Source organism: Curtobacterium sp. MCLR17_045 (assembly GCF_003234405.1).
Lineage (GTDB): Bacteria > Actinomycetota > Actinomycetes > Actinomycetales > Microbacteriaceae > Curtobacterium > Curtobacterium flaccumfaciens.
The window spans coordinates 15,224-33,266 of the sequence record NZ_QKTB01000023.1; the positions used below are offsets into that span (position 1 = coordinate 15,224).

Genomic DNA, 18,043 nt, shown 5'->3' on the forward strand with positions numbered 1-18,043 from the left:
TTGAAACGATTCACCGACGAACACGCGAACGGAGGACCAATGGCGGTCCGCATCGGAGCCCGGAACACCACGGGCTGGAAGGCCACCGTCTCGGTGGCCATGTCGAACTACATCGAGTCGGGGTCGATCATCGCGATCGCCACGAGCCTGAGCCTGTGGCAGGCGGAGTTCCGGATCGGCGACCTCGAGGTCGGCCTGCTCGCGAGCCTGTCGGCGAACGCCTTCGGTGCCGCCCTCGGCGCGATCGTCGGCGGACCGCTGTGCGATCGGTACGGCCGCAAGTTCATCTACACGTACGACCTGCTCCTCTACATGCTCGGCATCCTGCTCGCGGTGTTCGCCGGCAGCTACGGCATGCTCCTGGTCGGCTTCATCCTGACCGGCATCGCCGTCGGTGCGGGTGTGCCGGCGAGCTGGACCTACATCGCCGAGCAAGCCCCCGCGGACAAGCGCGCGGCCCACGTCGGCACGGCACAGCTCGCGTGGTCGATCGGGCCGATGGTCGGGTTCGCCCTGGCGATCGCCGCTGCCCCGCTCGGTCTGCTCGGCAGCCGGCTCATCTTCGCCCACCTGTTCGTCGTCGCCGCGATCGTGTGGTGGCTCCGCCGCGGGCTGCCCGAGTCGGCGATCTGGAAGGACGAGCGCGCGGCCACCGGCACGGCGAACTTCTTCCACGGGATCACGCAGCTGTTCAGCCGCCGGAAGAACCTGACCGCGATGCTGTTCCTGTTCGGCGTCTACGCGCTCTGGAACACCGTCGCCGGGCAGGCCGGCATCTTCCAGCCGCGGGTGTACGCGGCGACCGGGGTCACGAGCGTCACCGAGCAGTACGGACTGCAGATCCTGGTCTGGGGCTGCACCGTCGCCGCGACGTACTTCGGCTTCATGCGGTACGCCGACCGGGTCAGCCGCCGCGCGCTCTACGCCGCCGGGGCCGTGCTGGCGATCATCGCGTGGGCCGTCCTCATCTACGCGCCCGCCAACCTCGGCACCCTGCTGTTCTTCGCCGTGGCGTGGGGCATCTCGTCGGGCATCGGCGCGCAGGCGTTCTACGGCCTCTGGACGAGCGAGCTCTTCGCCACCCGGTACCGCGCCAGCGCCCAGGGCGTGCTGTTCCTGGCCGCCCGCGTCATGGTCGGCCTGCTGAGCATCTGGTTCCCGCTGCTGCTGTCGGACATCGGGCTGCGGGCCCTCGGCGGCCTGATCCTGGGCCTCCTCGCGCTGTCGTTCCTGGTCGGCACGATCTGGGCACCGCGGACGCAGGGCAAGACCCTCGAGGCGATCGAGGCCGAGCGCTACGGCACCGTCACCACGGTCACGGGGACGGTCCGCACCGCCGACGAGCGCACCGTTCACGACGCCGAGCAGCGTCGCCGCGAACAGGCCGGCCGGTGACCCGCGTCTGCTTCCGGCTGCAGGTGCAGGTCGAGCTGCTCGAGGCCTACCGCGAGCGGCACGCCGCCGTGTGGCCGGCGATGCTCCGGGCGATCGCGGCGGCGGGGCGGCGGAACTACTCGCTGTTCCTCGACGACGACGGGCTGCTCATCGGGTACTACGAGACGGACTCGGTGGCCGATGCGGACGCCGCGCTCGCCGCGTCCGAGGTGGCCACGGCGTGGGAGGCGCACATGCAGGACCTCTTCGCCGGCGCCACCGGGCGCGCCGACCAGACGGCGCGGGTGCTGCCCGAGGTGTTCAACCTGGAGGACCAGCTGGCCGCCGCACCGGACTGACGGGGGCCGTGGCTACCGTGGACGCATGCAGCCGCCAGCAGCCGGGACCCTCCGCATCCTCCACCTCTCCGACACCCACCTGACCGGCGACGGGTCCCTGCACCAGGGCGCGGTCGACACCACGGCCGCGCTCGAACTGCTGCTCGCCCACGTCGACGCGGTGCCCGGCATCGGGCTGGTGGTGGTCTCGGGCGACGTCTCCGAGGACGGCAGCCCGGAGTCCTACGCGACCGTGCGCGACCGCGTCGGCGTCTGGGCGGAGCGGCACGGCGCGGCCGTCGTCGTGGTCCCCGGCAACCACGACCTGCGCGAGGGCTTCCGGCAGGTCCTGGCGAACGGGCACGTCCTGGGCCAGGGCGGCACCGCGCTGATGCACACGCTGGAGTACCTGCCGCCGACGGTGCCCGTCTCCGGGCAGTCGGTCGTCGCCGGGCGCCGGATCGTGACCGTCGACACGAGCGTCCCGGGTGCCGGGTACGGCGAGCTCAGCGACACGGCGCTCGAGCACCTGCGCACGGCCCTCGCCGAAGACGCCCACAGCGGCCCGGACGACGCCCCGCACGGCACAGTCGTCGTCCTGCACCACCCGCCGCTGCCCGCCCCGACCGAGCTGCACGAGGCCCTCCGCCTGCAGAACCCCGAGGCGCTCGCCGACGTCATCCGCGGTTCCGACGTGCGGGTCGTCCTCGCCGGCCACTACCACCACCACTTCGCCGGGTCACTCGCAGGCGTCCCGGTCCTCGTCGCGCCCGGCGTCGCGAACGACACCGACGTCGTCGGCCCGTACGACGAGGAATCGGCCGTCGTCGACAGCGGCGCACTCGTCGTCGACGTCGCCGCGGACGGCTCCGTCTGGTCGACACCGGTCCGCGTGCCACGGGGCGACGCTGACCCGCGGGCGTTCCGCCTCGACCCCGAGACGGTCCGCGCCGTCATCGCGGCCGCCGGCAAGCACTGAGCCCGGTCCCCACGCGCGGTGGACGCGCGTGACGGCGGACGGGAGGCACGTGGCGGCGCCGCCACGGACCTCCAGTCCGTCGTCTGGTCACGTCCACAGCCGCGGTACCCCACGTCCTCGGGTTGCGTGCGGGAACACCGAGTAGCACGGACGCACACCTGGAGCGAAGGAGCACCCATGCGAGTCGGCAGTGCAGTGCAGTACGACCGGTACGGCGACTTCGACGTCGTCGAGCTCGTCCCCCAGCAGAAGCCCGAGGCCGGACCGGGCGAGATCGTCGTCGAGATCGTTGCCGCGGGCCTGAACCACATCGAGCGGTTCCTGCGCGAGGGGAAGCTCCGCGACCACGTCGACCTCGAGTTCCCCGCCCACCAGGGCGTCGACTTCGCCGGCATCGTGCGCGCGCGGGGCGACGGCGTGAAGGACCTCCGCATCGGCGACGAGGTGATGGGGCACGCGCCGACCGGCGGCGCCCACGCCACGTGGATCGCGGTGCCGCGCGGCGCCGTCATCAAGAAGCCGGAGCACGTCGGGTGGGAGGTCGCCGGCGGCCTGTACCTGGCGGGCTGCACCGCGGTGTCGGTCGTCCGGTCGCTCCGGCTCGGACCGCAGGACACCGTCGTGATCTCGGCCGCAGCCGGTGGCGTCGGACACATCGAGTGCCAGCTGGCGCACGACGCCGGCGCGACCGTGATCGCCCTCGGCAGCCCCCGCAACCACGATTACCTGCGGCAGATCGGCACGCTGCCCGTCGCCTACGGTGAGGGTGAGGAAGACCGCATCCGCGACATCGCCGACGGTCGGCCGATCACCGCGTTCATCGACAACCACGGCGAGAGCAACGCCGAGCTGCTGGCCGAACGGCTCGGCGTCGGCCAGGAGCGCTTCGTGTCGTCGGAGGAGCGCCGGGACATCGAGGTCCGGTTCCTCCGTGCACCCGCCGAGGACGAGGAGACGCGCGAGCTGCTCACCCTGCTGGCGAAGGCCGTGCAGGACCGTCGCGTGCAGGTGCTGATCTCGGGCTTCTACCCGTTCGAGTACATCGTCGAGGCGTACGAGGACCTGGCCGAGATGAAGTCCCGCGGCAAGGTCGTGATCGGGATGCAGACGGTGGAGACCGGGGCGCGGCTCGACTGGTACCGCTCCGAGAAGGCCCGTGACCTCCGCGACCGGTACGCCGATGCGCGGGGGACCGACACGGAGACGATGGCCGGCGGATCGGCCTCGCCGGCGAGCTGAACAGCGGAGCGAGCTGCCCGTCGCAGGGGCCCGACACCGTCGTGCCGGGCCCCTGCCGCGTCAGCTCAGGATGTCCTTGGAGGCGAACCGGCTGTACGCCAGCGCCCCGAACACCACGACGTACCCGAGCTGCAGCACCGCGTTCGACCCGAACGAGTCGAACGAGATCGGGTCGCGCAGCAGGTCGCCGAACCCGAGCCACTGGTGCGAGAACAGGAACGGGTGCAGCCAGTCGAGCTGGGGGAGCTGGTCGAGCACCTGCGACGCCCCGGCGAGCACGACCGTCGCGGCCATCGCGCCGACCGGCACGTTCGTCAGCGTCGACGTGAACATGCCGATCGCCACGAGCCCGAGCATCGACATCGCGACGTACAGCGCGAGCAGCAGGGCGCGGCCGGCGTACGACCAGCCGCCGACCTGGGTGCCGGACAGCAGCGTGACGGGGCCGATCGGGAACAGCAGAGCGCCGATCGCCGCACCGACCAGCACCACCAGCAGCGTCGCGGCCAGGCAGAACGCGACGGCACCGGCGAACTTCACGAGGATGAACCGCACGCGGCCCGTCGGTGCGACGAGCAGGTAGCGGATCGTGCCGTGGCTGGCCTCGCCTGCGACGGTGTCCCCGGCGACCACGCCGACGGTCAGCGGCAGGAACAGCGGGATCGACACGGTCAGTGCGGTGAACGCGACGAACAGGCCGTTGTTGGTGATGTCGCCGAGGAACGCCGGCCCGCCGTCGTCGCCGTCGGTCGTGAGCTTCACGGCGACCGCGATCAGGATCGGCACGAGCGCGAGCGCCCCGAGCATCGCCCAGGTGCGGCGACGCCGGAACACCAGCGCGAGTTCGGAACCGAGCAGTGCGAACGGGCGCTGCCGGCGGCGGACGGGCAGGTCGCGCACGGCCGCGTCAGGCTGCGACATCGAATCCCTCTCCGGTGAGTGCGACGAACAGGTCCTCGAGGGTGCCGCCGCCCACCGTCAGACCGCGCACCCGGACGTCGGCGCGCACGAGCTCCGCGGTGATCGTCTCGGGCAGCAGCGCGTTCGGCAGGTCGGCCACCAGCACGTCGGCCCCGCCGTCGTGCCGCGGGGTGAGCCCGAGTCGGGTGAGGACGGCACCGGCCTGCCCGACGTCGGGCGTCCGCACGGTCACGGTGCGGGCCCCGGCTGCGCGCAGCTCGTCGAGGGGCCCCTGCGCGACGATCTTGCCCGTCCGCATGACCGCTGCGTGCGTGCAGACCTGTTCGATCTCGGCCAGCAGGTGGCTCGACACGAACACCGTGGTGCCGTCGTCGGCCAGGGAGCGGATGAGGTTGCGGACCTCGCGGGTGCCCTGCGGGTCGAGGCCGTTCGTCGGCTCGTCGAGCACCAGCAGGTCGCGCGGGGACAGCAGGGCGTTCGCGAGACCGAGTCGCTGCTTCATGCCGAGGGAGTACGCGTGCGCCTTCTTGTCGGCCGCGTGGGTCAGCCCGACGCGGTCGAGGGCACCGGCCACGCGGGCCTTGCGGGTGCGCGGGTCCGACGTGGGGTCGGCGGCGTCGAAGCGCTGCAGGTTCGCCCGGCCGGACAGGTACGGGTAGAAGGCCGGCCCCTCGACGAGTGCACCGACGCGGGGCAGGACGTCGTGCAGCGCCTTCGGCATCGGTTCGCCGAGCAGCTCGATGGTGCCGCCGCTCGCGCTCGAGAGCCCGAGCAGCATCCGGATCGTGGTGGTCTTGCCGGAACCGTTCGGCCCGAGGAACCCGAACACCGCGCCGCGCGGCACCGCCAGGTCGATCCCGTCGACCGCACGCTGCTTGCGGAACACCTTCTGGAGGCCCGTGGTGCGGATCGCCAGGTCGGGTGCCGGCCCGGCCGTGCTCACCTGGTGGTCGTCCGCGCTCACTTCGCGGCGTCGACCAGGGAGGCGACCGGCACGGCACCCGCGAGCACGCGGCCGTCGTCGGTCAGGTAGACCGAGACGAGCGACGTCTGCACGGCACGGCCGCCGTCGACGGGCTTCGTCAGCTGGTCGAGCAGGCCGGAGGCCTCGCCCTCGAGCCCGGACCGGTCGACCGTGCCGGCGGGGAGCTCGGCGATGGTGCTCCAGCCCGTGCCCGTGACGGTCGGCTCGTCACCGCTCGGGGTGCCACGGTGGTCGCCGTGCTCGCCCTTCGCGTGGGATCCGGCGTCGGACAGGTCCTTCTCGGTGACCTTGGCGTTCGACGGCGGGGTGAAGTCGAAGAGCCGGGCCGCCGGGGCGCCGTAGTCGAGGCTCGTGAACCCGACCTGCACCGCGGGGTCGTCCGCGCCGGCGGCCTGGACGCTCGCGCGGAGCGGGAGTCCGGTCTGCTGGTCGACGGCCAGCCGGACGGCTCCGACGAGGGTGTCGGACGACTTCGGCGTCAGGGTGATCTGCCAGGCATCGTGTCCGGCGACGCTGACCTCGGTCGGCTTCGACACGGTGGTGGTCGGGGTGATCGCGTCGATGGCCTGCTTCGCGATGTCGGCCGGGGTCGTCGTGCCGCCCTGCGGGTCCATCGCGGTGTCGCTCGGCAGGGTCACGTGCATGGCCGTGCGCTCCTTCGAGTCCCAGGTCCAGACGTCCGAGCCGTTGCGGACGACGTCCTGCTCGGCGAGCTGCTGCGTCAGCTGGACGCGCTGCTTGTCGGGGCCGTCGACGTAGACACGGGCGGTGTGCGACGCGGTGAGCAGCCCGAGCACGTCGGAGGCGTCGCCCTCGAGCGAGGAGCCGCCGGACCCGGTGGGCAGTTCGGGGAGCCCGAGTGCGCTCGTCTGCGAGAGCTTGCCCGAGTACTGGGCGTCCGACGACTTCGCGATGCTGGCGATGACGGCCGCCGCGCTGGGGTTCGTCCCCGCGATCGGGTCGTTCGCGGCGTTCGCGATCATCGGGGCGGCAACGGCGCCGGCGACGACGACCGGTGCGATGACGGCTGGCAGCCAGGCTGACTTCTTCATCGGGTTCCCCTCGTGGAGCATTGGAGTCGTCGGTACCGTACGTCCGGCCCCCGACAGGCAGCTGGGCGTCGCTCGTAGACTCGTGGCGCGACCGGCGGCGGTCGTGTGGCGGCGAAGGAGGCGGCATGCGAGCGGTGCTCGGTCTGGACATCGGGACGTCGAGCACGAAGGCGTTGCTGGCCCGGTTCGACGGCACCGTGCTCGCCGAGGTGAGCCGTCGCCACGAGGTCGACCGCCCCGAGCAGGGCCTGGTCGAGATGGACTCCGACGTCTGGTGGGAGGAGTTCACCACCCTCACCCGCTCCCTGCTCGACCGCGTGCCCGACGTCGAGGTGCAGGCGGTCGGCGTGAGCGGCATCGGACCGTGCGCGCTGCTGACCGACGTCGACGGTGCGCCGCTCGGTCCGGCGATCCTGTACGGCATCGACACCCGCACGGCGGAGCTGCTCGACGACGTCACGGCCGAGCTCGGCGGCGAGGGCGCGATCCGGGCCCGCTGCGGGTCCGCCCTGAGCACCCAGGCCGCCGGCGTGAAGCTCGCCTGGCTCGCCCGGCACGAAGCCGACGTCTGGGCGCGGGCCGCCCGGTTCACGATGCCGTCGTCCCGCGTGGTCGAGCGGTTGACGGGCGAGTACGTCCTCGACCACCACTCGGCCAGTCAGACGACACCCCTCTACGACGTGCACGCGAACCGGTGGATCCCGGAGTGGTGCGACCGGCTGGCACCCGGTCTCGAGATGCCGCGCCTGCTGTGGTCGGGCGACCAGGCGGGCGTCGTGACGCCCGAGGCGGCCGCTGCCACGGGCCTCCCGGCCGGCATCCCCGTGACGGCCGGGACCATCGACGCCTGGGCGGAGGGCGTGAGCGTCGGTGAGTCCGTGCCGGGCCGGATGTTCCTGCAGTACGGCACCACGATGTTCATGATCGTGCCGACGGCCGAACCCACGGCGGTGCCGGGGATGTGGACGACCGTCGGCACGCACCCGGGCCAGCCGAGCGTGTCCGGGGGGATGGCGACCTCCGGGGCGATCACGGACTGGCTGCGACGGCTGGTCGACGGCGAGTGGTCGACCATGCTCGAGGAAGCGCGGTGCTCCGGCATCGGGGCGAACGGGCTGCTGATGCTGCCGTACTTCGCGGGGGAGCGGACGCCGATCGCCGACCCCGACGCCCGCGGAGTGCTCGCGGGACTGACGGTCCGGCACACGCGCGGGGACATCTACCGGGCGACGCTCGAGGCGACGGCGTACGCGGTACGGCACCACCTCGAGGCGCTGCGCGACGCCGGGGTCGAGGTCTGCGAACTCGTCGGGGCCGGCGGCGGGCTGCTCGGACGGCTGTGGCCCACGATCGTGTCGGACGTCACCGGGCTGCGGCAGACGGTGCCGAGCGTGACGATCGGTGCGTGCTTCGGCTCGGCGTACCTGGCTGCCGAGCTCGTCGCGGGGCCGGGCGACACCGTGGACATCGGTGCGTGGAACCCGCCGGCGACGGTGATCGAGCCTGACCCTGCGGCGACCGCGGCGTACGAGGCCGGCTACCGGGACTACCGCGAGCTGTACGAGGCGACGAAGGCCGTCGTGCACCGCTTAGCCGCGCGCGGCTGATCGGCGGCGCGGGATGGCTCGCAAGACACCGGTGTTCGCGTGCCGAACACCCGAACGGGCGTGTTCAGCGCGCGAACACCGGTGTCGTGCGGAACCCTGCCTACGCCTGGGCGTCGACCCCGGCCGGTGCGCTGCCGTCGTACTCGCAGATCGCCTGCACCTTCTCGGCGCTGGCACTGGAACGGTCGAACTCGTAGCCGAGCCACTCCTTCGCCAGACGGCGGGCGAGCTCGATGCCGACGACACGCTGCCCCATGCAGAGCACCTGGGCGTCGTTCGACAGGATCGACCGCTCCACGCTGTAGGAGTCGTGCGCGGTCACGGCGCGGACGCCCGGCACCTTGTTGGCGCTGATCGCCACACCGAGGCCGGTGCCGCAGATCAGGATCGCCCGGTCGGCTTCGCCGTTCGCCACCAGGCGCGCGGCGTCCACGGCGACGTGCGGGTAGGCGGTGTGGCCGTCCGCGTCGACGCCGACGTCGGTGACGTCCGACACCCGGTCGTCGGCGAGCAGGTCGGCCTTGATGATCTCCTTGTAGTCGAACCCGGCGTCGTCGGACCCGATCACGAGACGGTACGTCATGCGTGTGTTCCTTCCTTGTCAGCACGGGCGGCGAGGACCTCGCCGATCCGCGTGAGGATCATCCCCATCGAGGTGGCACCCGCGTCGGGTGTCCCCAGGCTCTTCTCGGCCAGCGGCCTGGCCCGTCCGACCTTCGGCGTGAGGTCGGCGGTGGCCTCGGCCTGCTCGACCGCGACCCGCGCCGCGGTCTCCCACGCTGCCACGAGCGGTGCGCCGGTGTCGACGGCCCCGCGCAGTTCGTCCACGAACGGCAGCAGCGCGTCGAGCAGTGTCTTGTCCCCGCGGGACGCCCCGCCCAGGTGGACGATCGAGTCGGCGAAGGCCTGCGCCGCGTCGACGACGTCGGCGGCCTGGTACGACTCGCGGTCGTCGCCGAGGGAGCGGCCGAACGCCTCGAGTGCGGCGCCCCACAGGACACCGGAGGTGCCGCCCGCGAACGCGGCCCACGCGTCACCGGCGCGTCCGAGGACGAAGGCGACCCCGGCCTCCGGGCCGAGCCCGTCGACCGTCTTGCGCGCCGCACCGATCCCCTTGACCATGCCGCGGCCGTGGTCGCCGTCCCCGGCGACCGCGTCGATGCGGCCGAGCGTCTCCTCGTGCTCGCGCAGGAGCGCGTCCATCGCCTCGACGGCGGCTCGCACGGTCTGCGCGGCATGCCGGGAGGCATCGGTCGCCTCCGGCACGACCGTCGCCTCGTCCTCGGCGGCGTCCACTGCGTCGGCCGGCACGAGCGCCGCGACCGGCGCCGCCACCTTGCGGTACGCGGGCGTGTAGGCGTCGGCGCGCCAGAGGCGTTCGAGTTCGTCGTCGAGCCACTGCAGCGTCAGCGAGCAGCCGCCCATGTCGAGGCTCGTGACGAGTTCGCCGACCTCGGGTTCGACGACCTGGAGCCCCGCGTCCTGCAGCAGCGGCAGCACCCGGCCCCAGAGCAGGAAGAGTTCCTCGTACTTGGTGTCACCGAGCCCGTTGAGGATCGGGGCGACCCGGGAGCCGGCGGCTGCGGGGCGGTCGGTGAGCAGCCGTTCAGCGAGCAGGGACGCCAGGTCCGTCGCCCGGAGCAGCGGGACGTCCTGGATGCCCGGCTCGCCGTGGATGCCGAGCCCCAGGCCGAGGTGGCCGTCGGGGACGGTGAACAGCGGTTCGGTCGCACCGGGCATGGTGCAGCCGGAGAACGCGACGCCGATGGTGCGGGTCGCGGCGTTCGACGCACGGCCGATCCGTTCGACCTCGTCGAGGTCGGCTCCCTCGGCAGCGGCGGCGCCCATCGCCTTGAAGACGGAGAAGTCACCGGCGATGCCGCGGCGCTTCGTCTCGTCGTCGGCACTGGCGACGTCGTCGGTGACCACGACGATGCGGGTGTCGATGCCCTCGGCACGCAGCCGCTCGGCCGCGAGCCCGAAGTTCATGGTGTCACCGGCGTAGTTGCCGAACGACAGCACGACACCGCGGCCCTGGTCGGCGGCCTTGGCGACCGAGTAGACCTGCGCGGTCGACGGCGAGGTGAAGACGTTGCCGACGACGGCGCCGGTGGCGAAGCCCGGGCCGACGACGCCGCAGAACGCGGGGTAGTGGCCGGAGCCGCCCCCGACGACGACGGCGACCTGCGGTGCGGCTCCCTCGGTGGGCAGGGTGACGACGCCGCCGTGGACGCCGCGGACCCGGTCGGCGTAGAGCGCGAGCCAGCCGCTCAGCTGGTCTTCGGCGAACTCGTCCGGGTCGTCGTGGATCGTGGTCATGGTGCGGGTCCTCCGGGGATGGTGGTGGGTGGTGCACCGGGCGACGACGGGACGGCCGTCGTCGCCCGGAACTCAGTGTCCTCGGTCGCCCTGCGGGACCTTGAGGAAGTGGATCATCACGAACGCGCAGGCGTACAGGCCGACGAACGTCCACGTGGCGGCCTGGCCGCCGCCGCCCAGGGCGAAGACCGCGGCGACGACGCCGGTGCCGAGGAACGCGGCACCGCCGGCGGCCGTGGTGTACATCGCCATCGCGGCGCCCTTGTGCTCGGGGGCGAGCGCCGGCATGATCGCGCCCATCGGCACGAACCCGGCGAGCAGACAGCCGAACACGCAGCCGGCGACGACGGAGAGCACGTAGCCCCAGTCCGAACCGGCGGGGACGAGCTGTGGCACGTACCACCAGGCGATGAGCCCGAGGGCGGAGCCGACGATGCCGAACCACTTGACGGTGCGCTGCCAGCCGATCTTGTCGCCCACCCAGCCGAACAGGGCGTTGACCAGGATGTTCGTCGCGTAGACGCAGACGGTCATGAGCAGCCAGCGGCTCTGGCCCCAGCCGCGCTCGTTCGCGATGACCGCGGGGAGCACGACGAACATGCCGAACTCCGGCGCGGTGTTGATCAGGCGGACGAGGAAGCCCATCAGGATCTTCGGTCGCGTGACCGTCAGGCGGATGCCGCTCGTCAGCACCTGCCAGGCGCTCTCGCCGGCGGGGGCGATGCGCGTGAACCCGTTCGGCAGCCGGACGCCGAACAGCATGATGAGGAACCCGATCACGACGAGACCGATCGAGGCGACCATCGCGCCGGTCTCACCGACCGTTCCGGCGCCGAACACCGGGATGGCACCGATCGCGAGCAGCGAGCCGAGGGTCGGCAGGCCGCCCGTGAAGGCGACGTAGAACCAGCCGACCGCCGAGCCGTTCCGTTCGACCGGGGTGGTGATGTTCACCCAGACCAGGAACGCGAAGGCGAACAGCGGGTAGCCGAACCCGCGCAACGCGTAGGTGACGGCGGCGAACGGGACACTGCCGGCGCCGAGTGCCAGCAGGAACAGGACCTCGAACACGACCCAGACGGCGAAGCCGAGGATCATCACGCGGCGCGGGCCGACCAGGTCGGACAGAGCCCCCGAGACGTAGCTGCCGATCAGTGCGGCCAGGCTGTAGAACGTGACGATCGTCGCCACGGTGGCCTCGGGGCTGCCGAGGACCGCCACCATGTGCGGCGTGATGAAGTTCGACTCGACGCCGTTCCCGGTCATGAAGACCAGGACGGCGACGAACCCGAGGGCGAGCGGACGGGGGATGCCCATCCGGTCCAGGCGGCCCTCGGTGCGGGGCGCGGTCGTGCGGGCGCCGGTGGCGCGGGCTGTCGTCGCTGACATGCTCGTTCTCTCCCTGCTGGCGGAGTCGGTCAGGCCTGAGCGGCCTGTGTGGCCGTGGTGGGGGCGGTCAGGGACGGGATGATCGACACCTTGACGCTGGCACCGGCGGAGTCGCCGACCAGGTCGAGGGCCTCCTGGAACTGCTCGAGCGGGAACTGGTGCGTGCAGATCTCCGACATCGGCAGGGTCTCGGCCTCGAGCAGCTTGATCGCCGCCGGCCAGGTGTGCGGGCCGAGGTGGGCGCCGCGGACGTCGAGTTCCTTGTCGTCCGAGATGATCGACCAGTCCACGGACACGTCGTCCTTGAACACCGAGTACTCGACGAAGGTCCCGAGCTTGCGGAGCAGGTTCAGTCCCTGCGGCACCGCTGACGGGTGCCCGGTGGCCTCGATGTAGACGTCGGCGCCGTAGCCGTCGGTGAGCTCCTTGACCCGGGCGACCGCGTCCTCCTGGGCGATGTTGATCGTGAGGTCGGCGCCGACCTTGCGAGCCAGCTCGAGCTTCGCCTCGACCACGTCGAGCGCGATGATCCGGAGCGGGTTCTTCTGCCGCGCACCGGCGATGGCGGAGAGGCCGATGGGGCCGGCGCCGGCGATCACCACGGTGTCGCCGAACTTGATGTCCCCGCGCTCGACTGCGTGGAAGGCGCAGGACAACGGCTCGGAGAACGCGGCGACCTGGCCGGGCAGCGCCTTCGACACCGGGTGGGTCAGCGCCTTCGCCGGCACGAGCACGTACTCGGCCATCGCGCCGTCGTAGCCCTTGAAGCCGAACATGTCGTGCACGTTGCACATCCAGTACGCGCCCTCGAGGCAGTAGCGGCACTCCCAGCACGGCACGATCTGCTCGCAGGCGATCCGGTCGCCCAGGTCGACGCCGCGCTTGGCCAGGGCGGCGTCGTCACCGGCGACGATCGTGCCGACGAACTCGTGTCCGGGGATGCGGTCGCGCTCCGCCCAGGCCGCTCGGCTCTCGTCGCCCCAGAACTTCGCGGCACCGTGGTAGCACTTCAGGTCGCTCGCGCAGATGCCGACGGCGTCGGTGCGGAGCAGGAGTTCCCCGGGGCCGGGCGTCGGGACGGGACGCTCCTCGAGCCGGTAGTCACCGGGGCCGTGGACGACGACGGCGCGCATCGTCGTGGGGATCGTGGTGGGGGCGGTCGTGGCCGCGTTCTCGGTCGTCGTCGACATGAGCTGTTCCTCCGTTGGGTGGCTTCGGCGATGACTGTACACCTTCCAGAACGTTTGTCCAGAACACAATTTCTGGTAGGTTCGGCACCGAACGCAAGGGAGCGAACATGACGACGGACTTCGCCGCGGCCCTCCGACCGGGCCCCGACACGATCGACCTGACCAACGACTTCAGCGGCCGTACGGCGGTGGTGACCGGCGGGGCGTCGGGCATCGGCAACGCCATCGCCCGGGCCCTGGCTGCACGGGGTGCCCGTGTCGCCGTCGTCGACGTCCGTGCTGACGGCGCCACGTCGGCCGCGGCCGACCTGCCCACGTCCGCGCTGCCCGCGACGGCCGGGCCGGACGCCGCCGCCGACGGGGCGGGCACGGCCACGGGCCTCCACGCCGGGTTCGCCTGCGACGTGACCGATGCCGACTCCGTGAACCGCACCGTGGCGGACGTCGTCCGGCACTTCGGCGGCGTCGACGTGCTGGTGAACTGCGCCGGCATCGCCGCGCTCGCCCCGGCGGAAGACCTGGCAGCCGACACCTGGGCGGCGACCATCGACGTCAACCTGACCGGCACGTTCCGCGTGGCGCAGGCCGTCGGCCGGCACATGCTCGACGCCGGGTACGGGCGGATCGTGAACATCGCGTCGCAGGCGGCCCACGTCGGCATCGACGGGCACGCCGCCTACTGCGCGTCGAAGGCCGGCGTCATCGGCCTGACGACGGTGCTCGCGCTCGAGTGGGGCGGACGCGGCGTCACCGTGAACACCGTGTCGCCGACCGTCGTCCTCACCGACCTCGGCCGTGCCGCCTGGGCGAACGAGAACGGCATCCGGCACCAGGACGAGATCCCCACCGGCCGCTTCGCGACCCCCGACGAGATCGCCGCGGCCGTGCTGTTCCTGGCGGGGGAGTCGAGCGCCATGGTGAACGGTGCGGACCTCCGGGTGGACGGCGGGTTCACGATCCGCTGAGCCCTGCTCGGACTACGATCGCAGTGTCCGATCGAGTCGAAGGGTCCTGCTCCATGTCGTCCGAGAGCACCGCTGGCCCCGGCCCCGCCGCCGACGCGTCGCGGACCCGGTTCCCGCTGGACACCGTCTACCAGGCGGCGCGGATGTACTACCTCGAGGACGCCACGCAGGTCGAGATCGCCTCGCGCCTCGGCGTCTCGCGCCCGACCGTCTCGCGGCTCGTCGCCGAGGCCCGCAAGGCCGGACTCGTCCGCATCGAGGTCGTCGACCCGTTCCAGGACGAGACCGTGGCGCTCGCCGAACGGCTGCAGGTCGTGCTCGGGCTCCGAGCCGTGCACCTCGCCGCGGTCACCCACGCCGCCACGCTCGGCGCCGACCTCGCCGCACCGCTGGCCGCCGCGGTCGAGGGCATGGGACTCGTCCCCGGCGACGCCGTCCTGATGTCGTCGGGGCGCACGGTGTACGACGTCGCACGGTCCGGCATGCCGACCATGCCCGGGGTGCAGCTCGTGCCGACGGTGGGCGGGCAGGCCGACCCGATGCCGTGGTTCCAGACGAACGAGATCACCCGGACGGCCGCGGAGCACTCCGGCGCGATCCCGGCGTTCCTGTTCGCCCAGGCGCTGCCGTCACCGGTGATGCGGTCCACCCTCGACGAGGACCCGGCGTTCCAGCACGTCGTCGGGCTGTGGAGCCGGGCGAAGGGCGCGATCCTCGGCATCGGTGCACCGACCCACACGCGGGACGCACTGGCCCGGGGCATCCCGGTCGAGGACGCCGCGTTCGACCGGGCGGCCGGCGACGTCTGCCTGAACTTCTATGCCGCGGACGGCTCGCCGATCGAGTTCCCCGGCAGTGACCGGATGGTGCGAACCTCGCGCGAGATCCTGTCGACCGTGCCGCACGCCGTCGGGGTCGCCGTGGGCAGCGCCAAGGTCACGAGCATCGTCGCTGCGGTGCGGGGCGGGCTGGTCAACGAGCTGGTGACCGACGCCGCGACGGCGCGCGCCGTGCTCGACGCACTCGCCTGAGCGCTCCGGCTCGGCGCCCGATCCTTCCCATCACGCGTGCGACGGATGGTGCTTTCGGGCATACCTGGTCGATTCTTCGTGGCAGGTACGCCCGGTTTCGGTCGGTACGCCCGGTTCCGGTAGGTACGCCCGATTCCGGTAGGGACGCCTGAGTCCGGCAGGTACGCCCGGTTTCGGCAGGTACGCCCGGATCCGGAGGCGACCGTCGGCGGCCTGGAGGCGCGGGGCGGGGCCGCACCGCGCCTCCAGGCCGGTGGTCCCCACGTCTAGCGCGTGCGCCGCACGTCCCACAGGTGGTGCACCGGGTCGTGCGCGGAGTAGGTGGCGAGCGTCGCGACGGTGAAGGCGCTGCCGTCGGACCGGAGCCCGGTGCGCCCGAGCACCTCGTCGGGGACGGCGGCGAAGGCCCGGGCCGCGCGGTCCGCCGACTCCCGCAGTTCCCGAGCGACGACCGCGGGGTCCTGCTCGCCGTAACGGTCCTCGACGGCGGTGGCGTCCTGGTCCCAGTTCGGGAACGTCGGGGCGTCCTCGGTGAGCATCAGCTCGAGGCGCTCCGCCATCTTCCGGTGCACGTCCCGCACGTGGGCGCCGTACTCGAGCGGTGACCAGGTGTGGTCGTCGGGGCGGTCACGGACGTCGTCGCGGTCGAGCACCGCTGGCCACCCGGCGGTGTTCTCGTCGATGATGCCCGGCACGTCGCGGACGGTCACCGCGCTGCCGTCGTAGCCGCACTCGGGACACGCGGACTCGATGACCCACGTCCAGTTCTTCGTCTCGGGTTCGATCGCCATGGGCCGATGTTACGGCCTCGTTACTCAGCTTCCGGGTTCGCCGGACTGGTGCGGATCGGCGGCGACCCCCGTTCGGGTGACACGCCGTTCCCTGGGAATCACCGGCCAATGACATTTCGGTTGCTCGGTAACGTCGCTCGCTGTTCTGGGCCGGTTCCCGACGGCCCACCGATCTTCTCGAGGAGCAAGGCATGGGTTCCGACCCCAGCAGTACCAACGCCCGACCACATCGACGGCTGCGCGAGAGCGACGTCACCGTGGTCGACAAGAGCATGATGCGACGAGCCGTCAGCGGCATGGTCGTCGGCAACACCATGGAGTGGTACGACGTCGGTGTGTACGGCTACCTGGCCGTGACGATGGGGAAGGTCTTCCTGCCGACGGCCGAACCCTCGGTGCAGATCCTGTTCAGCCTCGGGGTGTTCGCGGCGACCTACATCGCACGGCCCCTGGGTGGCATCGTGTTCGGACGCCTCGGCGACAAGATCGGCCGGCAGAAGGTGCTCGCGACGACGCTGATCATGATGGCGGCGTCGACGTTCCTGATCGGGGCGCTCCCCGCGTACACGACGATCGGCGTGTTCGGCCCGATCCTGCTCGTCGTGCTGAAGCTCGCGCAGGGCTTCTCCACCGGTGGTGAGTACGCCGGGGCGACGACCTTCGTCACCGAGTACGCCCCGGACCGCCGTCGCGGGTTCTTCGCGAGCATCCTGGACTTCGGCAGCTACCTGGGCTTCGCGCTCGGTGCCACGGTGGTGTCGGTGCTGCAGCTCACCCTCGGCGAAGAAGCGATGACCGCCTACGGCTGGCGGTTCCCGTTCCTCGCCGCCGGTGTGATCGGCGTCGTGGCCATCTACTTCCGTCTGCGGATCGAGGAGTCGCCGGTGTTCCAGGCGACCCAGGCCGCACAGGAGGCCGCGACCGAGTCCCGTGCGTCCTTCGACGGTGAGCGTCCGGCCAACGTCGTCGCGATGGTCCGTCAGCACTGGCGCCCGATCGTCATCGCGATCATGCTCGTCGCCGCGTCGAACACCGTGGGCTACGCCCTGACCTCGTACATGCCGACGTACCTGACCGACTCGCTCGGGTACTCCGCCATCGACGGCACGCTGCTCACGATCCCGGTGCTCCTGCTGCTCGCGGTGATGCTCCCGCTGACCGGCAAGCTCTCCGACCGCCTCGGCCGCCGCGTCGTGATGTGGATCGGTGCCGCCACCACGGTCGTGCTCGTCGTGCCGGCCTTCATGCTCATCGGGCACGGGGCGCAGTGGTCGACGCTCGCCGGCCTCGGGCTGCTCGCGCTGATGACCGCGCTCTGGGTGTCGAACCAGGCTGCGTCGCTGCCGGCGCTGTTCCCGACGTCGACGCGGTACGGCGGTATGGGCTTCGCCTACAACATCGCGATCGCGGTGTTCGGCGGGACCACGCCCCTGATCGTGCAGGCGCTGCTCACCGCGACGGGTGACGAGCTCGCGCCGGCGTACTTCCTGATGGCGATGAGCGTCGTCGGAGCGATCGGTGTCTTCTGCATGAAGGAGTCCTCGCAGCGCCCGCTGCCCGGGTCGATGCCGGCCGTGGAGACCGAGGACGAGGCGAAGGAGCTCGTGCTCACGCAGGACACGAACCCGCACCTGGACCTCGGTGACCTGCCGTTCGCGGCGCAGGACGCGGCGGCTGCCGCTGCGCGTGAGGCTGCAGCGCGGGAGGCGTCGCCGGTGCGGTGACGCTGCGGTTCTCGACGTGACCACGGACGGGAGGCGCGGTGCGGGTCCGACCCGCACCACGCCTCCCGTCCGTGCGTGCGCACACTGCGACGATCCACGCGACGATCGACGCGCGTTCTGTCGCAAGACGAGTGCGCAG

General features: G+C 71.8%; 16 protein-coding genes. 8 read left to right on the forward strand and 8 right to left on the reverse strand.

What is annotated here, in order from left to right:
• Window positions 1-39 precede the first annotated feature (39 nt).
• From DEJ05_RS13505 to DEJ05_RS13520, 4 genes are all read left to right on the forward strand, one after another.
• On the forward strand, window positions 40-1,395 hold the full coding sequence (locus DEJ05_RS13505) for an MFS transporter (protein WP_214540720.1): 1,356 nt from the start codon (window positions 40-42) through the stop codon (window positions 1,393-1,395).
• Window positions 1,392-1,733, forward strand: coding sequence for an L-rhamnose mutarotase (locus tag DEJ05_RS13510; RefSeq protein ID WP_111110657.1), 342 nt, complete (start codon window positions 1,392-1,394; stop codon window positions 1,731-1,733). The genes DEJ05_RS13505 and DEJ05_RS13510 overlap by 4 nt, the downstream gene beginning before the upstream one ends.
• A 25-nt stretch (window positions 1,734-1,758) precedes the next feature.
• Window positions 1,759-2,691: a metallophosphoesterase gene (locus DEJ05_RS13515; protein WP_111110658.1), complete on the forward strand. Its 933-nt coding sequence runs from the start codon at window positions 1,759-1,761 to the stop codon at window positions 2,689-2,691.
• Window positions 2,692-2,868: 177 nt separating this feature from the next.
• Window positions 2,869-3,930 carry an NADP-dependent oxidoreductase gene (locus DEJ05_RS13520; protein ID WP_051596869.1) on the forward strand — a complete coding sequence of 354 codons (1,062 nt, stop codon included), beginning with the start codon at window positions 2,869-2,871 and terminating at the stop codon, window positions 3,928-3,930.
• 60 nt (window positions 3,931-3,990) lie between these two features.
• Here the strand turns inward: DEJ05_RS13520 and DEJ05_RS13525 are convergent, their stop codons facing one another.
• Genes DEJ05_RS13525 through DEJ05_RS13535 form a run of 3 tightly spaced genes read right to left on the reverse strand, consistent with a single transcriptional unit; the run spans window position 3,991 to window position 6,888 of the window.
• A complete protein-coding gene (locus DEJ05_RS13525; protein WP_111110659.1) occupies window positions 3,991-4,851 on the reverse strand; it encodes an ABC transporter permease in 861 nt (286 codons plus the stop codon).
• Window positions 4,838-5,815 (reverse strand): ABC transporter ATP-binding protein, encoded by a 978-nt coding sequence (locus DEJ05_RS13530; RefSeq protein ID WP_111038195.1) that lies wholly within the window; start codon window positions 5,813-5,815, stop codon window positions 4,838-4,840. The genes DEJ05_RS13525 and DEJ05_RS13530 overlap by 14 nt, the downstream gene beginning before the upstream one ends.
• Complete coding sequence (locus DEJ05_RS13535) at window positions 5,812-6,888, reverse strand: outer membrane lipoprotein carrier protein LolA (protein WP_146245112.1); 1,077 nt, start codon at window positions 6,886-6,888, stop codon at window positions 5,812-5,814. Before DEJ05_RS13535 ends, DEJ05_RS13530 begins: the two co-directional genes overlap by 4 nt.
• Before the next feature lie 125 nt (window positions 6,889-7,013).
• On the opposite strand from DEJ05_RS13535, the gene DEJ05_RS13540 reads away from it, so the two are divergent.
• The gene (locus DEJ05_RS13540) at window positions 7,014-8,495 is read left to right on the forward strand and encodes an FGGY-family carbohydrate kinase (RefSeq protein WP_111110661.1); all 1,482 of its coding nucleotides are present in this window, start codon (window positions 7,014-7,016) and stop codon (window positions 8,493-8,495) included.
• Window positions 8,496-8,595: 100 nt separating this feature from the next.
• Here DEJ05_RS13540 and DEJ05_RS13545 read toward each other — a convergent pair whose 3' ends face one another.
• The 4 genes from DEJ05_RS13545 to DEJ05_RS13560 all read right to left on the reverse strand — a co-directional run bounded on the left by DEJ05_RS13545 (window position 8,596) and on the right by DEJ05_RS13560 (window position 13,393).
• Window positions 8,596-9,078: a ribose-5-phosphate isomerase gene (locus DEJ05_RS13545; RefSeq protein ID WP_111110662.1), complete on the reverse strand. Its 483-nt coding sequence runs from the start codon at window positions 9,076-9,078 to the stop codon at window positions 8,596-8,598.
• Complete coding sequence (locus DEJ05_RS13550; RefSeq protein WP_111110663.1) at window positions 9,075-10,814, reverse strand: dihydroxyacetone kinase family protein; 1,740 nt, start codon at window positions 10,812-10,814, stop codon at window positions 9,075-9,077. Before DEJ05_RS13550 ends, DEJ05_RS13545 begins: the two co-directional genes overlap by 4 nt.
• Before the next feature lie 72 nt (window positions 10,815-10,886).
• The gene (locus DEJ05_RS13555) at window positions 10,887-12,203 is read right to left on the reverse strand and encodes an MFS transporter (protein ID WP_220037029.1); all 1,317 of its coding nucleotides are present in this window, start codon (window positions 12,201-12,203) and stop codon (window positions 10,887-10,889) included.
• 29 nt (window positions 12,204-12,232) lie between these two features.
• Window positions 12,233-13,393 carry a zinc-binding dehydrogenase gene (locus tag DEJ05_RS13560; protein ID WP_111110664.1) on the reverse strand — a complete coding sequence of 387 codons (1,161 nt, stop codon included), beginning with the start codon at window positions 13,391-13,393 and terminating at the stop codon, window positions 12,233-12,235.
• 107 nt (window positions 13,394-13,500) lie between these two features.
• Here DEJ05_RS13560 and DEJ05_RS13565 point away from each other — a divergent pair, with 107 nt between their 5' ends.
• Both DEJ05_RS13565 and DEJ05_RS13570 read left to right on the forward strand, forming a co-directional pair.
• Window positions 13,501-14,358 (forward strand): GolD/DthD family dehydrogenase, encoded by an 858-nt coding sequence (locus tag DEJ05_RS13565; RefSeq protein ID WP_111110665.1) that lies wholly within the window; start codon window positions 13,501-13,503, stop codon window positions 14,356-14,358.
• Between the two features lie 53 nt (window positions 14,359-14,411).
• Window positions 14,412-15,389: a sugar-binding transcriptional regulator gene (locus tag DEJ05_RS13570; RefSeq protein WP_111110666.1), complete on the forward strand. Its 978-nt coding sequence runs from the start codon at window positions 14,412-14,414 to the stop codon at window positions 15,387-15,389.
• A 266-nt stretch (window positions 15,390-15,655) separates the two neighbouring features.
• On the opposite strand, the gene DEJ05_RS13575 is transcribed toward DEJ05_RS13570, so the two are convergent.
• On the reverse strand, window positions 15,656-16,180 hold the full coding sequence (locus tag DEJ05_RS13575; protein ID WP_111110667.1) for a DinB family protein: 525 nt from the start codon (window positions 16,178-16,180) through the stop codon (window positions 15,656-15,658).
• 191 nt (window positions 16,181-16,371) lie between these two features.
• Between DEJ05_RS13575 and DEJ05_RS13580 the strand changes: the two genes are divergently transcribed.
• Window positions 16,372-17,904 (forward strand): MFS transporter, encoded by a 1,533-nt coding sequence (locus DEJ05_RS13580; protein ID WP_111110668.1) that lies wholly within the window; start codon window positions 16,372-16,374, stop codon window positions 17,902-17,904.
• Window positions 17,905-18,043 lie beyond the last annotated feature (139 nt).